Origin of the sequence: Burkholderia glumae LMG 2196 = ATCC 33617, from assembly GCF_000960995.1 — a bacterium.
GTDB lineage: Bacteria > Pseudomonadota > Gammaproteobacteria > Burkholderiales > Burkholderiaceae > Burkholderia > Burkholderia glumae.
The window spans coordinates 340,152-355,550 of record NZ_CP009435.1 but is presented as its reverse complement, the minus strand read 5'-3'; the positions used below and the strand labels follow the sequence as shown (position 1 = coordinate 355,550).

The following is a 15,399-nucleotide window of genomic DNA, read 5'->3' as shown; positions in this document are numbered from 1 at the left end:
ACAGGGGAGTCGATCGATGATACGCAGGCAATTTCTCCGCCGCGCGCTCGGCGCGGCGGCTTCGCTCGCCTTCGCGCGCGGCGCGCTCGCGAAGGTGCCGGCGGCGGAGGCGCCGCATGCCATGGAGCAGATGAGCGGCATGGCGGGCATGCATGCGGCGCCGGACGCGGCGGGGCCCGCCGGTGGCGGCACGCTCGCGGCTGCCGACGCGCTGCCGGCCGGCGCGCCGCTCGCGCCGCTGCGCGTGCTCGCCAACGAGAGCACGACGCCGGGGCAATTCCGCGCGACGCTCGTGGCGCAGCCGGTCGCGCGGCAGCTATTGCCCGGCGCGGCACCCACCGGCATGTGGCTCTACGGCGACGCGGCGACGGGTGCCGTGGTGGGGCCGCTGATCGAGCTGCACGAGGGCGACGCCGTCGAGATCCGTGTCGTCAACCACCTGCCGCAGCCGACCACGGTCCACTGGCATGGCCTGCCGGTGCCGCCCGACCAGGACGGCAACCCGCTCGCGCTGATCGCGCCCGGCGCTTCGCGCACCTATCGCTTCACGTTGCCGAAAGGCAGCGCCGGCACCTACTGGTATCACCCTCATCCGCACATGATGACGGCCGAGCAGGTGTTTCGCGGCCTGGCCGGGCCGCTCGTGGTGCGCGCGGCCGACGATCCGCTCGCCGGCTGGCCCGAGCGCCAGCTGTTCGTGTCGGACCTGAAGCTGGCGGCCGATGGCGCGATCGCCCCGAACGACATGATGGACTGGATGAACGGCCGCGAAGGCCAGTTCGTGCTGGTCAACGGCGCGCGCCGCCCGCGCCTGGAGGTGGCAGGCGACGAGCGCTGGCGTGTCTGGAACGGCTGCAGCGCGCGCTTCCTGAACCTGTGCTTCGACGACGGCCGCGCCTTCGAACAGGTCGGCACCGACGGTGGCCTGTTCGAGCGGCCGCGCCGCGTGACCGCGCTGCTGCTCGCGCCGGGCGAGCGCGCCGAATTGCTGGTGCGCGCCGGCGAGCATGCCTCGCGCGCGGTGCTGCGCGCGGCCACCTACGACCGCAGCAAGATGGCCATGGCCATGTCGGCCGACGAGGATGCCTCGCTGCCGCCCGATCCGCCGCTTCCGCTCGCGGACCTCAGCTTCGCGCCGGCGCCGGCGCGCGAGGTGCCCGCCGCGCTGCGCGCGGTGCCGGCGCTCGGCACGCCGGTGGCGCGCAAGTCGGTTACGTTCGGCGAGGCGATGGACATGGACGCGATGATGGCCTCGGCGCCGGGCACCCGCCCGGCCGGCATGCGCTTCCTCGTGAACGGGCAGACCTGGTCGCCGCATCGCGCGACGCTCACGAGCCGGCGCGGCGAGGTCGAACTGTGGACCATCACCAACACCACCGACATGGACCACCCGTTCCATCTGCACGGCACGCAGTTCCAGGTGCTCGAGCGCGAACTGCGCGGGCAGCGCACGCCGGAGCCGTTCCGCGCCTGGCGCGACACCGTCAACGTCAGGAAGGGCGAGACGGTGCGGATCGCCACGGTCCAGCACCAGGCCGGCGAGCGGATGTTCCACTGCCATATCCTCGAACACGAGGATCTCGGCATGATGGGCACCTTGAAGGTCGTCTGAGGCGCGGCGGCCGAGCATGGCCGCCGCCGAACGGCGAAGAGGCCGACGCCGATGGGGCCGGCGAAAAAAAACCCGGCTCGGAGCCGGGTTTTTATCGAGAATCCAATGCGCTCAGGCTGCCTGGATGTTCGAAGCCTGCTTGCCCTTCGGGCCTTGAACCACCTCGAAGCTCACTTTCTGGCCTTCTTTCAGGGTCTTGAAACCCTGCATGTTGATGGCCGAGAAATGTGCAAACAGATCTTCGCCGCCTTCATCGGGCGTAATGAAACCGAAGCCCTTCGCGTCATTGAACCACTTGACGATACCAGTTGCCATACCTACTTCCCCTGTCACTCAGTCGTTACCACGAGCACGCTCGAAAAGCTAAACGACCGGCAAATGCAGCCGTTCCCCCCTCACAAGCTCACCTCGGCCCATTCTCCGTCGTCAACACAGACAAAAAGAAAAAAGTGCCAGCTTGATTGTTGGCGCTCTTTATTTGGGTGTCAAGGGGAATTTGTGGGCGGTTTGAGGGCCGTTGTAAAGAATCCATTTTCAGGGTTTATCCCGCTTTTCAGCGCCGGTCGCGTGCCGAGCAGCAATGCTTGAAAAGCCCCATAATCGGCTCATATACCCGACGCGGGTGACGGGCCTTCGAGCTCGCCGGGAATATGGGATACTGATCCGAGCGTCGCGTCACGGTAGCGGTTCCGTGGTCGCATGCGCGACGGGGGCCGGTGCCGCGAGCCGGATGCCGCGTCGCGCCTACCACGCAGATCTGCGAGCATGCAGTCAGAACGGTGCCGGCCGCAAGGCTGGTTAATGACAGGATTGCGGGCCTGTCCGAGTTGTTTAGAATGGGTGTATGGCGATCATCCCGGACAAGCAGGACAACACCGTCCTGGAACGCAGCGAGCAGAAGCTGAAGCCGCCTTCGATGTACAAGGTGGTGCTGCTCAACGACGATTTCACCCCGATGGAATTCGTCGTGATGGTGGTGCAGGAGTATTTCAAGAAAGACCGCGAAACCGCGACGCAGATTATGCTGAGGGTACATCGCGAGGGGCGGGGGGTATGTGGGGTCTATACGCGGGACATCGCGTCGACCAAAGTTGAGCAAGTCGTTACCCATGCGCGGCAGGCAGGGCATCCGCTGCAGTGCGTGATGGAGGAAGCATGATTGCCCAGGAATTGGAAGTCAGCCTGCACATGGCGTTCATGGAAGCGCGCCAGGCGCGGCACGAATTCATAACGGTCGAACACCTGTTGCTCGCGCTGCTGGACAACCCGACGGCGGCCGAAGTGTTGCGCGCATGCGCGGCCAACATCGAGGATCTGCGCCAGAACCTGCGCAACTTCATCCACGACAACACACCGACAGTGCCGGGTACCGACGACGTCGACACGCAGCCGACGCTCGGTTTCCAGCGCGTGATCCAGCGCGCGATCATGCACGTGCAGTCGACCTCGAACGGCAAGAAGGAAGTCACGGGCGCGAACGTGCTGGTGGCGATCTTCGGCGAGAAGGATTCGCATGCTGTCTACTATTTGCAACAGCAGGGCGTGACGCGGCTCGACGTCGTGAACTTCATTTCGCATGGCATCGCCAAGACGGGCAGCTCCGACGCGGCGAAGGCCGGTGACGGCACGCCGGAGTCGGAGGACGCGAACGCGCAGAAGGAAACGCCGCTCGCGCAGTTCACGCAGAACCTGAACCAGATGGCCAAGGACGGCCGCATCGATCCGCTCATCGGTCGCGAGACCGAGGTCGAGCGCGTCGTGCAGGTGCTCTGCCGCCGTCGCAAGAACAACCCGCTGCTGGTCGGCGAGGCCGGAGTGGGCAAGACCGCGATCGCCGAGGGCCTGGCATGGCGCATCACGCGCGGCGAGGTGCCCGACATCCTCGCGAACGCACAGGTGTTCTCGCTCGACATGGGCGCATTGCTCGCGGGCACGAAATATCGGGGCGATTTCGAGCAGCGTCTGAAGACGGTGCTGAAGGAACTGAAGGAGCGTCCGCACGCGATCCTCTTCATCGACGAGATCCACACGCTGATCGGCGCGGGCGCGGCCTCGGGCGGTACGCTCGACGCCTCCAACCTGCTCAAGCCGGCGCTCTCGTCGGGCAATCTGAAGTGCATCGGCGCGACCACCTTCACCGAATATCGCGGCATATTCGAGAAGGATGCGGCGCTGTCGCGGCGCTTCCAGAAGGTCGACGTGAACGAGCCGAGCGTCGAGCAGACGGTGGCGATCCTGCGCGGGCTGAAGTCGCGCTTCGAGGAGCACCACGGCGTCAAGTATTCGTCTGGCGCGCTGTCGGCGGCCGCCGAGCTGTCGTCACGCTTCATCACCGACCGGCACCTGCCGGACAAGGCGATCGACGTGATCGACGAGGCCGGCGCGGCGCAGCGGATCCTGCCGAAGTCGAAGCAGAAGAAGACGATCGGCAAGGCCGAGATCGAGGAAATCATCTCGAAGATCGCGCGCGTCCCGCCGCAAAGCGTGTCGCAGGACGATCGCAGCAAGCTGCAGACGCTCGATCGCGACCTCAAGAGCGTGGTGTTCGGCCAGGATCCGGCGATCGACGCGCTGGCGGCCTCGATCAAGATGGCGCGGGCCGGCCTCGGCAAGCTCGACAAGCCGATCGGCGCGTTCCTGTTCTCCGGCCCGACCGGCGTCGGCAAGACCGAAGTGGCGCGTCAGCTCGCGTTCACGCTGGGCATCGAGCTGATCCGCTTCGACATGTCGGAGTACATGGAGCGTCACGCGGTGAGCCGGCTGATCGGCGCGCCGCCGGGCTATGTCGGTTTCGACCAGGGCGGGCTGCTGACCGAGGCCGTCACCAAGAAGCCGCACTGCGTGCTGCTGCTCGACGAAATCGAAAAGGCGCATCCGGACATCTTCAACGTGCTGCTGCAGGTGATGGACCACGGCACGCTGACCGACAACAACGGTCGCAAGGCCGATTTCCGCAACGTCATCATCATCATGACGACCAACGCGGGCGCCGAGTCGATGCAAAAGGGCACGATCGGGTTCACGACGCGCCGCGAAACCGGCGACGAAATGGCCGAGATCAAGCGCCTGTTCACGCCGGAATTCCGCAACCGACTCGACTCGACCATCAGCTTCCGCTCGCTCGATGAGGAAATCATCATGCGCGTGGTCGACAAGTTCCTGATCCAGCTGGAAGATCAGCTGCACGAGAAGAAGGTGGATGCGCTCTTCACCGACGCGCTGCGCAAGTATCTGTCGAAGCACGGCTTCGATCCGCTGATGGGTGCGCGGCCGATGCAGCGTCTGATCCAGGACACGATCCGCCGTGCGCTGGCCGACGAACTGCTGTTCGGCAAGCTCGTCAGCGGTGGCCGCGTGACGGTGGACGTCGACGAGAACGACGCGGTCCAACTGTCGTTCGACAACTCGGCCGAGCCGCCGAAGCCGAGCGAAGAGACGGTCGAAGTCGAGTAATCGATCGGATCCGGCGATCCGGTCCGCTCGCGCGCGGTGCGTGTGAGCCCAACGGCGCGGAGTTCACTCCGCGCCGTTTTTCTTTTTCGTCAGGGGTGCCCGATTGTTGCGCATTCGGTGCGAGTTTGCGCTCCTGAATGCGTGGCGGCGGCCGCCGGCATGGCCGGCAAACGCCGCCGGCCGGTGATTCGAATGGAATAAACGTACTAATCGCGGCGGCCCCCGCGAGCCCCCCGCGACGTCCCTGCGGCGGGCGCTCTGGTCGCCCTTGGGCCGTCAGCCACGGCCGGTGCTGCCGAAGCCGCCTTCACCGCGCTCGCTCTGTGCGAACGCTTCGACGACGTTGAAGCTCGCCTGCACGACCGGCACGATCACGAGCTGGGCGAGCCGCTCGAACGGCTCGAGCGTGAACGCGGTCTGCCCGCGATTCCAGGTCGAGATCATCAGCTGGCCCTGGTAATCGGAGTCAATCAGGCCGACGAGGTTGCCGAGCACGATGCCGTGCTTGTGGCCGAGGCCCGAGCGCGGCAGGATCAGCGCCGCATAGCGGGCATCGGCGAGGTGGATCGCGAGCCCGGTCGGCACCAGCGTCGTTTCGCCCGGCTGCAGCGTGACGGCGGCGTCGAGGCAGGCGCGCAGGTCGAGGCCCGCGCTGCCCGGCGTCGCGTAGTTCGGCAGGTAGTCGCGCATGCGCGCGTCGAGGATCTTGAGGTCGAGTTTCATGCGGCGGGTCTGCTGGCAGGAGTCGTGAAATTGCAACATGCACCGGGCCGCGCCATGCGTTGCGGCCCGGCGGCTTGGATGGATCAGATCAGGCGCGTGTCGGGCAGACGCTTCGCGATTTCGTCGATCAGCGTGTGCGCGAGCGTGGCCTTCGGCGCGCGCGGCAGCCGCGTCGTGCCGCCGGCTTCGAACAGCACGACCTCATTGTCGTCGAGGCCGAACGTCAGCGGGCCGAGGTTGCCGATCAACAGGGGCACCCCTTTGCGCAGGCGCTTTTCCTCGCCGTGTACGTCGAGGTCGCCGCTTTCGGCCGCGAAGCCGACGCAGTAGGGCGCGTCGGGCAGTGCCGCGACCGCGGCCAGGATGTCGGGATTCTCGACGAAGTTCAGCACCGGCATCCGGCGATCGGCGGTCTTCTTGATCTTGTGCTCGGCGGGCTGGTCGACGCGCCAGTCGGCCACGGCCGCCACCGCGATGAACAGATCCGCGTCGGGCACCGCATGCATCACGGCGTCGTGCATCTGCTGCGCGGTCTGCACGTCCTCGCGGTAGACGCCCCACGGCGTGGCGAGCGGCACCGGGCCCGCCACCAGGTGAACCTCGGCACCGGCCTGCTGCGCGGCGCGTGCGAGCGCGAAGCCCATCTTGCCGCTGGAGCGGTTGGTGAGCCCGCGCACCGGATCGAGCGGTTCGAAGGTCGGGCCGGCCGTGATCAGCACGCGCTTGTGGGCGAGCCGCTTCGGCCGGAAATGCGAGACGATTGCCTCGTAGATGGCGCCCGGCTCGAGCATGCGCCCGTCGCCGACTTCGCCGCAGGCCTGCGCGCCCGAATCGGGGCCGAGCACGGCCACGCCGTCGGCGCGCAACTGCGCTGCGTTGCGCTGCGTGGCCGGGTTCTGCCACATCTGGCGGTTCATGGCCGGCACCACCAGCAGCGGGCAGTCGCGCGCGATGCACAGCGTCGCGAGCAGATCGTCGGCGAAGCCGTGCGCGAGCTTCGCGAGGAAGTCGGTCGAGGCCGGCGCGATCACGATCGCGTCGGCGTGGCGCGACAGGTCGATGTGCGCCATGTTGTTGTCGACGCGCGCGTCCCACTGGCTCGTGAACACGGGCCGCCCCGACAGCGCCTGCATCGTGACCGGCGTGATGAACTGCGTGGCGGCCTCGGTCATCACCACCTGCACGGTCGCGCCGGCCTTGGTCAGCAGGCGCGTGAGTTCGGCGATCTTGTAGCAGGCGATGCCGCCCGTCATGCCGATCACGAGATGTTTTCCTGCCAGTTCCTGGTGTTCCAACTGGACCTCCGGTAACGAAACGGGCCGGCGCCACGCGGCCCGGCCCTGTCACGCGCCGCGCCGCTCGGGCGCGACGGTGAGGCTCAGCGCGTGCCGCGCACGCGGCGCAGCTCGTCGTAGACGAGCAGCACGGCGCCGATCGTGATCGCCGAATCGGCGAGGTTGAACGCCGGCCAGTGCGAGCCGCGCAGATGGAAATCGAGAAAATCGATCACGTGACCGTACATCAGCCGGTCGATCACGTTGCCGAGCGCACCGCCCAGGATCAGCGCGAGCGACAGGCTGAACAGGCGCTGGTGGCCGTGGCGCTTGAGCAGGTAGCAGATCACCAGCGTCGCGGCGATGCCGAGCGCGGTGAACGCCCAGCGCTGCCAGCCGCTCGCGGCCGACAGGAAGCCGAACGCGGCGCCGCGGTTGAACACCAGCGTGAGGTTGAAGAAGCTGGTGATCGGGTGCATCACGCCGTAGCTGAAGGTCTTCAGCACCGCGATCTTGGTCAACTGGTCGAACAGGATCACGATCAGCGAAATGCCAAGCCACGGCGCGAGCGAGCCGCTCGCGGATTTCGACAGGGTTTTCGCCATGGTTAAGCAGCGCTCCGGGTTTCGCCGTTTTCAAAGAGGTTGGAGAAGCAGCGGCCGCACAGCGTCGGGTGCTCCGCATGCGCGCCGACGTCGGCGCGATAGTGCCAGCAGCGTTCGCACTTCGCATAGGTCGAGGCCGCGACTTCGACCGCTTCGTCGGCCGGCGTCTCGACGCGCACGACCTTGGCCGCCGAGGTGATCAGCACGAACTTGAGATCCTCGCCGAGGCTTGCGAGCGCATCGTGGCGCGCGCCGCTCGCGCGGATTTCGATCTCGGCCTGCAGCGACGAGCCGATCCGGTTCGCCGTGCGGGCTTCCTCGAGCGCCTTCGTGACGTCGGCGCGCACGGCGCGCAGCAGGCTCCACTTGTCGATCAGCGCGGCCGCGCCGTCGATCGCCGGATAGGCGTAGTAGGTTTCCGTGAAGATCGTGTCGCTGGCCGGCTGGAACACCTTCCAGGCTTCCTCGGCCGTAAACGAGAGGAACGGCGCGAGCACGCGCAACAGGCCCTGCGTGACGTGGTAGAGCGCGGTCTGCGCCGAACGGCGCGCGGCCGAATCCGGCGCGCTCGTGTAGAGGCGGTCCTTCAGCACGTCGAGATAGAAGCCGCCGAGGTCCTCCGAGCAGTACGTCTGCAGCTTCGCGACGATCGGATGGAACTCGTACCTCTCGTAGTGTGCGAGCAGCTCGGCCTGCAGTTGCGCCGAGAATGCGATCGCATAGCGGTCGATCTCGAGCCATTCGGCGGCCGGCAGGGCGTCCTTCGCGTAGTCGAAGTCGGACAGGTTCGCGAGCAGGAAGCGCAGCGTGTTGCGAATCCGGCGGTAGCCTTCCGTCACGCGCTTGAGGATTTCCTCGGAGATCGCCAGCTCGCCCGAATAGTCGGTCGAGGCGATCCAGAGCCGCACGATCTCGGCGCCGAGCCGGTTCGACACCTCGTGCGGATCGATGCCGTTGCCGAGCGACTTGCTCATCTTGCGGCCCTCGCCGTCCACCGTGAAGCCGTGCGTGAGCAGGGCCTTGTACGGCGCGCGGCCGTCGATCATCGAGGCCGTCAGCAGCGACGAGTGGAACCAGCCGCGGTGCTGGTCCGAGCCTTCCAGGTAGAGATCGGCCGGGAACTGCAGCGCGTCCTTGTGCGAGCCGCGCAGCACGTGCCAGTGCGTCGTGCCCGAATCGAACCAGACGTCGAGCGTGTCGCGGTTCTTCTCGTAGAGGTTTGCCTCGTCGCCGAGCAGCTCGCGCGCATCGAGCGTCTGCCATGCCTCGATGCCGCCCGCCTCGACGCGCTCGGCCACGGCTTCGAGCAGCTCGAGCGTGCGCGGATGCAGCTCGCCGGTTTCCTTGTGGACGAAGAACGCCATCGGCACGCCCCACTGGCGCTGGCGCGACAGCGTCCAGTCGGGGCGGTTCGCGATCATGCTGTAGAGGCGCTGCTTGCCCCACGAGGGATAGAACGCGGTGGCCTCGACGCCCTCGAGCGCGACTTCGCGCAACGTGCGCCCGCCGTCCTTGGGCGGCGTGTCCATGCCGGCGAACCACTGCGAGGTCGCTCGGTAGATGATCGGCGTCTTGTGGCGCCAGCAGTGCATGTAGCTGTGCGTGTATTTCTCGCTGCGCAGCAGCGTGCCCGCGGCCTGCAGCGCCTCGACCACCTTCGGATTGGCATCCCAGATCGCCAGGCCGCCGAACAGCGGCAGCGATTCGATGTAGCGGCCGTCGCCCATCACCGGGTTGATGATGTCGGCGTCGGTCATGCCGTGCGCCTTGCAGGAGACGAAGTCTTCCACGCCGTAGGCCGGCGACGAGTGGACGATGCCGGTCCCGGTGTCGGTCGTCACGTAGTCGCCGAGATAGACGGGCGCGGTGCGCTGGTAGCCGGGGTGCGCGCTCGCGAGCGGGTGATGGAAGCGCAGGCCCGCGAGCTTCGCCCCCGGCGTGGTGGCGATCGTGTTGCCGGTCAGCTTGAATGCCGCCAGACAGGCGGCGACGCGTTCCTCGGCGAGGATCAGCAGGCCGCGCGGCGTGTCGACCAGCGCGTAGACGATTTCCGGATGCGCGTTGAGCGCCTGGTTGGCCGGGATGGTCCACGGCGTGGTGGTCCAGATCACGATGCCGCCTTCCTGACGCGGCAGCGCTGCCAGCCCGAACGCCTGCGCGGTCTTTTCCGGCTCGGCGAAGCCGAACAGCACGTCGATGGTCGGGTCGCTGCGGTCCTTGTACTCGACCTCGGCCTCGGCCAGCGCCGAGCCGCAGTCGAAGCACCAGTTCACGGGTTTCAGGCCGCGGTAGACGAAGCCCTTCTCGATGATCTTGCCGAGCGCGCGCAACTCTTCCGCCTCGTTGACGAAGTTCATCGTCTTGTACGGGTTCTGCCAGTCGCCGAGCACGCCCAGCCGCTTGAAGCCGAGCTTCTGCTTCTCGATCTGCTCGGTCGCGTAGGCGCGCGCCTTCTGCTGCACTTCGGCGGCCGGCAGCGACTTGCCGAACTGCTTCTCGATCTGGATTTCGATCGGCATGCCGTGGCAGTCCCAGCCCGGCACGTAGGGCGCGTCGAAGCCGGCCATGTTGCGCGACTTGACGACGATGTCCTTCAGGATCTTGTTGACCGCGTGGCCGAGATGGATGTCGCCGTTCGCATAGGGCGGGCCGTCGTGCAGGATGAACTTGGGCCGGCCGGCACTGGCCGCGCGGATCTTCTCGTAGACGCCGCGCTGCTCCCAGTCCTGAACCCATTCGGGCTCGCGCTTGGGCAGGTCGCCGCGCATCGGGAACGGCGTGTCGAGCAGGTTGACCGGATACTTGGCCTGCGGTTTCGTGTCGGCTTTCTTGTTGCTCATGTCGGGAGTCGCTATCTCTTCTCGGTGACGCTCGCGCGTCGTGAAATCGGGGAGGCCGGCGCCGGGGCGGCGCGGCACATGCGTGCAGCGCCCGGGGCGGATCAGCTAATTCGGTCGGTGGCGGAGATCGCGAAGCCGGTCCCGCGGCCGCCGTGCGCGGCGAAATAGGCGCGCGTGTCGGCGACGTCCTGCGCGATCGCGCGCGTCAGCGTTTCCAGGTCGCTGTACTTGGCCTCGTCGCGCAGCTTCTTCAGGAACTCGACGCGCACGATCTTGCCGTAGGCGTCGCCGTGCCAGTCGAGCACGTGCGCTTCCAGCAGCACGCGGCCCGCGTCCATCACGGTCGGGCGCACGCCGAGGCTCGCCACGGCCGGCAGCGGGTGGCCGGCCAGTCCGTGCACCAGCACCACGAAGATGCCGGACAGCGCGGGCCGCTTGTGCGCGATCGGCAGGTTCAGGGTCGGGAAGCCGAGGTCGCGGCCGAGCTTGAGCCCGTGCGTGACGTGGCCGCTGATCGCGTAGCCGTGGCCGAGCGCGGCCTTGGCCGCCTCGAGGTCGCCCGCGGCGAGCGAGGCGCGCACGCCCGAGCTCGAGATGCGCGTGCCGTTCGGCGCAGTGAGCGTGGCCATCTGCTCGACGTCGAAGCCGTAGCGCCGTCCCGCCTCGCGCAGCGAGGCGAAATTGCCGGCGCGCCTCGCGCCGTAGCAGAAATCGTCGCCGACCATCATCCAGCGGGCGTGCAGGCCGTTCACGAGCGTCTGCTCGACGAACGCCTCGGGCGGCTGGTTCGCGAACGTGTGGTTGAAATGCTCGACGACCACCCGATCGACGCCGTTCTCGCGCAGCGCCTCGAGCTTGTCGCGCAGCATCGCGATGCGCGGCGGCGCGCCGGCCGGGTTGAAGAATTCGCGGGGATGCGGCTCGAACGTCATGACGCAGACCGGCAGCCCGCGCGCGTCCGCCGCCGCGCGCACGCGCGCGAGCAGCGCCTGATGGCCGCGATGGACACCGTCGAAGTTGCCGATCGTGAGCGCGCACGGGGCGCGGCTCTCGGCGTTGGGCAGGCCGCGAAAGACTTTCACGATAGCGGGTGGCAGCGGGCGAGTGGTGCGGGCGGATGCCGCAAAACGCAAGATTATAAACGTTCGGGCGGCGCGGCGGCTCGGGCGGCGGGAAACCGCCATCCCGAATGGTAAAATCCGCGGATGAAAAAACTTGTCATTCTGATTTCAGGTCGCGGCAGCAACATGGAGGCCATCGTCGACGCGTGCGAGCGCGAGAGGTGGCCCGCCAGCGTGGCCGCCGTGATCGCAAACCGGCCCGACGCGGCCGGTTTGTCGTTTGCGGCCGCGCGCGGGATTCCCGCCGTCGTGGTCGATCACCGCGATCACGACGGCCGCGAGGCGTTCGACGCCGCGCTGGCGGCCGAGATCGACCGCTTCGCCCCGGATCTCGTCGTGCTCGCCGGCTTCATGCGGATCCTCACGCCGGCCTTCGTCACGCGTTACGAGGGCCGCATGCTGAACGTCCATCCGTCGCTGCTGCCGAGCTTCAAGGGCATGCGCACCCATGAGGCGGCGCTCGCCGCCGGCGTGGCGCTGCATGGCGCGACCGTGCATTTCGTGATTCCCGAGCTCGACAGCGGCGCGATCGTCGCGCAGGCGGCGGTGCCGGTGCACGACGGCGATACGGCTCAGACGCTGGCCGCGCGCGTGCTGGTGGCCGAGCATCAGCTCTATCCGCGCGCCGTGCGCTGGTTCGTCGAGGGCCGGCTGCGGCTCGACGGCGGCCGTGCGGTGGTCGCGCCCGGCGCGTGCCGATGGCTCGTCGCCGCCGACAACAACGAACAGGGTGAGGGTGTATGAAGCTGCATGGTTTTCTGATTGGTCAAACCGAGACCTTGCTCGCCGAGGTCCTGAAATTCACCGGCCCCGCCGACGCCGCCACCAGCCGGTTCTTCCGTGCGCATCCGAAGCTCGGCCACGGCGAGCGCGGCGTGATCGCCGAGGCGGTGTTCGCGGTGCTGCGCCGGAAGATGGAGTTCTCGCACCTGGCCGAAAGCGGCTCGGGCAGCCCGGCGCGGCGCCTGACGCTGCTCGGGCTGATGCAGACGGCGGGCCGCTCGGCGCTCCGGCAGCATGTGTCGGACGCGGAGTGGGCATGGCTCGAGCACGTCGCGAAGATCGATCCGGCCAGCCTGCCGCTGCGCGTGCGCACCAACCTGCCCGACTGGATCCATCAGGCGCTCGGCCAGCGCTTCGACGCCGAGGCGCTCGCGCAGTTCGCGGCCGCCGTCAACTATCCGGCGCCGCTGGATCTGCGCGTGAACCTGCAGAAGGCGACCCGCGAGCAGGTGCTCGATGCGCTGCGCATTGCCGGCATCGAGGCCGGCGAGACGCCGTTCGCGCCGAACGGCGTGCGCGTGGTCGGCAAGCCGGCGCTGACGCGGCTGCCGATCTTCCAGGACGGCCTGATCGAAGTGCAGGACGAGGGCAGCCAACTGCTCTGTTCGCTCGTCGCCCCGCGCCGCGGCGAGATGATCGTCGACTTTTGCGCCGGCGCCGGCGGCAAGACGCTCGCGCTCGGCGCGGCGATGCGCTCCACCGGCCGGCTCTATGCATTCGACGTCTCCGAGAAGCGGCTCGCCAAGCTCAAGCCGCGCCTCGCGCGCAGCGGGCTGTCGAACGTGAACCCGGTGCTGATCGACAGCGAGCACGACGCGAAGATCAAGCGGCTCGCCGGCAAGATCGACCGCGTGCTGGTGGATGCGCCGTGCAGCGGGCTCGGCACGCTGCGCCGCAATCCCGACCTGAAGTGGCGCCAGACGCGCGACTCGATCGAGGAACTCGCGCCGAAGCAGGCCTCGATCCTGGCCAGCGCCGCGCGTCTCGTGAAGGCGGGCGGGCGGCTCGTCTACGCGACCTGCAGCGTGCTGGAGGCCGAGAACGAGGCGATCGTCACGCAGTTTCTCGCCGCGCATCCCGATTTCGTGCTGGTGCCGGCCAGCCAGGTGCTCGCCGAGCAGCGCATCGGGCTCGATACGGGCGATTACCTGTCGCTGTGGCCGCATCGTCACGCCACCGACGGTTTCTTCGCCGCCGTGCTCGAACGCCGTCCGAAGCCGGCCGCCAAGGCCGCGGGGAAGCCGGCCCCCGAGCCAGCGGCCGGGAACCAGGCCGAGGCGGCAGGGCAAGCGGCCGGGCCGACGGCGCAGGAGTCCGCCGGGCCGGCCGCCGATCAGGCCTGAGGGCCGTGCGATGGACGGCCTCGGAGCCGCAATGGCTGGCCTGCGCGAGCCTTGATGTCGGGCAGCCGGAGGCGATCTCGTAGCTCGCGGTCAGTCGGGACGCTGGCGCCGGCATCCGGCGCCGGCCTGGCGAGCCCGGGTCGGCGCTGTTTCCGAGGGTGGGGCAGCGGCACGGACGGCGGGCCCGGCTCGGCTTGGTGTGTCCCTTTTCGGCGTTTTCAGAGCGTATCTGGACTCCGAAACCTTCGATGTCCGACGTTAGACTGCAATCCCCTTGCGCCATAGCAACAATCATTCATTTTTGACAGTTGCCAGGAACGGATACAGTAAAATTGCGTCTACACGCGGTAGGCTTTCATTTTTATGACGTCGGCGGCCGCGTCCCGGCGCCGTCTCTGAACCACGGGTAATTTGCCTTGCTGAATTCTGTGCTCGACTTTCTGGCCCACGGGCTGTTGCGTTTTTCGTGGTGGCAGATCGTGCTGTTTACGCTCGTTGCCACGCACGTCACGATCATCTCCGTCACCATTTATCTGCATCGCTGTCAGGCGCACCGCGCGCTCGATCTGCATCCGGCCGTCAGCCACTTCTTCCGGCTCTGGCTGTGGATGTCGACGGGCATGCTGACGGGCCAGTGGGCCGCGATCCACCGCAAGCATCACGCCAAGTGCGAGACCGAGGAAGATCCGCACAGCCCGCAGACGCGCGGCCTCTGGAAGGTGCTGCTGGAGGGCGCCGAGCTCTATCGCGCCGAGGCGAAGAACGAGGAAACCATGCGCAAGTTCAGTCACGGCACGCCGAACGACTGGATCGAGCGCAACGTCTATTCGAAGTACACGATCCTCGGCGTGAGCCTGATGATGGTGATCGACGTGGCGCTGTTCGGCATCGTCGGCCTGTCGGTCTGGGCCGTGCAGATGGTCTGGATACCGTTCTGGGCGGCCGGTGTCGTCAACGGCCTCGCGCACTACTGGGGCTACCGCAATTTCAACTCCACCGATGCGAGCACGAACCTGATTCCCTGGGGCATCGTGATCGGCGGCGAGGAAATGCACAACAACCATCACACCTTCGCGACCTCGGCGAAGTTCTCGAACAAGTGGTACGAATTCGACATTGGCTGGATGTACATTCGCATCCTGTCGGCGTTCAAGCTCGCCAAGGTGAAGAAGATCGCGCCGACGCCGCGCCTCGTGGCACGCAAGGCCGTGGTCGACCAGGAAACGCTGCAGGCCGTGCTGTCGAACCGCTACGAAGTGATGGCGCGCTACGGCAAGGCGCTCAAGCGCGCCTACCGCCAGGAACTCGCGCACCTGAAGGAACTCGGTGCGCGCGAAAAATACCAGCTGATGCGCGGCGCGCGCAAGTGGTTCCACAAGGAAGAGGGCGGCCTGAACGAGCCGCAGAAGCGGCTGCTGCCGGAAATCTTCGCGAACAGCCAGAAGCTGCAAACCTACTTCCAGCTGCGCCAGGAACTGGCCGCGATGTGGGACCGTTCGAATGCGTCGCGCGAGCAGTTGCTGATGCAGTTGCAGGACTGGTGCCATCGTGCCGAGCAGAGCGGCATCAAGGCGCTGCAGGAGTTCGCGACGCGCCTGCGCCGCTACGCATAACCGGAAATCGATTAGAATTTCGGTACGTCACA

General features: G+C 67.3%; 12 protein-coding genes. 6 read left to right on the top strand and 6 right to left on the bottom strand.

Translation table 11 applies throughout. The features are described from left to right. Positions 1-16: 16 nt before the first annotated feature. Positions 17-1,612: a multicopper oxidase family protein gene (locus KS03_RS14200; protein WP_015876802.1), complete on the top strand. Its 1,596-nt coding sequence runs from the start codon at positions 17-19 to the stop codon at positions 1,610-1,612. 111 nt (positions 1,613-1,723) lie between these two features. On the opposite strand, the gene KS03_RS14195 is transcribed toward KS03_RS14200, so the two are convergent. Further along, a complete protein-coding gene (locus KS03_RS14195; RefSeq protein WP_004196460.1) occupies positions 1,724-1,927 on the bottom strand; it encodes a cold-shock protein in 204 nt (67 codons plus the stop codon). A gap of 529 nt (positions 1,928-2,456) precedes the next feature. On the opposite strand from KS03_RS14195, the gene clpS reads away from it, so the two are divergent. Next, the gene (gene clpS, locus KS03_RS14190) at positions 2,457-2,771 is read left to right on the top strand and encodes an ATP-dependent Clp protease adapter ClpS (RefSeq protein ID WP_015876801.1); all 315 of its coding nucleotides are present in this window, start codon (positions 2,457-2,459) and stop codon (positions 2,769-2,771) included. Then, entirely contained in the window at positions 2,768-5,065 is a 2,298-nt protein-coding gene (gene clpA, locus KS03_RS14185) for an ATP-dependent Clp protease ATP-binding subunit ClpA (protein WP_015876800.1), read from the top strand. Before clpS ends, clpA begins: the two co-directional genes overlap by 4 nt. Before the next feature lie 276 nt (positions 5,066-5,341). Here clpA and dut read toward each other — a convergent pair whose 3' ends face one another. The 5 genes from dut to KS03_RS14160 form a co-directional block, all read right to left on the bottom strand. Beyond that, on the bottom strand, positions 5,342-5,788 hold the full coding sequence (dut, locus tag KS03_RS14180; protein ID WP_015876799.1) for a dUTP diphosphatase: 447 nt from the start codon (positions 5,786-5,788) through the stop codon (positions 5,342-5,344). An 83-nt stretch (positions 5,789-5,871) separates the two neighbouring features. Further along, entirely contained in the window at positions 5,872-7,083 is a 1,212-nt protein-coding gene (coaBC, locus tag KS03_RS14175) for a bifunctional phosphopantothenoylcysteine decarboxylase/phosphopantothenate--cysteine ligase CoaBC (protein WP_015876798.1), read from the bottom strand. An 83-nt stretch (positions 7,084-7,166) separates the two neighbouring features. Next, complete coding sequence (gene lspA / locus KS03_RS14170; protein WP_015876797.1) at positions 7,167-7,667, bottom strand: signal peptidase II; 501 nt, start codon at positions 7,665-7,667, stop codon at positions 7,167-7,169. 2 nt (positions 7,668-7,669) lie between these two features. Continuing rightward, on the bottom strand, positions 7,670-10,507 hold the full coding sequence (gene ileS, locus KS03_RS14165; RefSeq protein WP_015876796.1) for an isoleucine--tRNA ligase: 2,838 nt from the start codon (positions 10,505-10,507) through the stop codon (positions 7,670-7,672). A gap of 101 nt (positions 10,508-10,608) precedes the next feature. After that, a complete protein-coding gene (locus KS03_RS14160; protein WP_035980355.1) occupies positions 10,609-11,589 on the bottom strand; it encodes a bifunctional riboflavin kinase/FAD synthetase in 981 nt (326 codons plus the stop codon). A gap of 123 nt (positions 11,590-11,712) precedes the next feature. Between KS03_RS14160 and purN the strand changes: the two genes are divergently transcribed. The 3 genes from purN to KS03_RS14145 all read left to right on the top strand — a co-directional run bounded on the left by purN (position 11,713) and on the right by KS03_RS14145 (position 15,367). Continuing rightward, a complete protein-coding gene (gene purN, locus KS03_RS14155) occupies positions 11,713-12,372 on the top strand; it encodes a phosphoribosylglycinamide formyltransferase (RefSeq protein WP_015876794.1) in 660 nt (219 codons plus the stop codon). Next, positions 12,369-13,754 (top strand): RsmB/NOP family class I SAM-dependent RNA methyltransferase, encoded by a 1,386-nt coding sequence (locus KS03_RS14150; protein WP_015876793.1) that lies wholly within the window; start codon positions 12,369-12,371, stop codon positions 13,752-13,754. The genes purN and KS03_RS14150 overlap by 4 nt, the downstream gene beginning before the upstream one ends. Before the next feature lie 416 nt (positions 13,755-14,170). Beyond that, a complete protein-coding gene (locus KS03_RS14145) occupies positions 14,171-15,367 on the top strand; it encodes a DesA family fatty acid desaturase (protein ID WP_017433328.1) in 1,197 nt (398 codons plus the stop codon). Positions 15,368-15,399 lie beyond the last annotated feature (32 nt).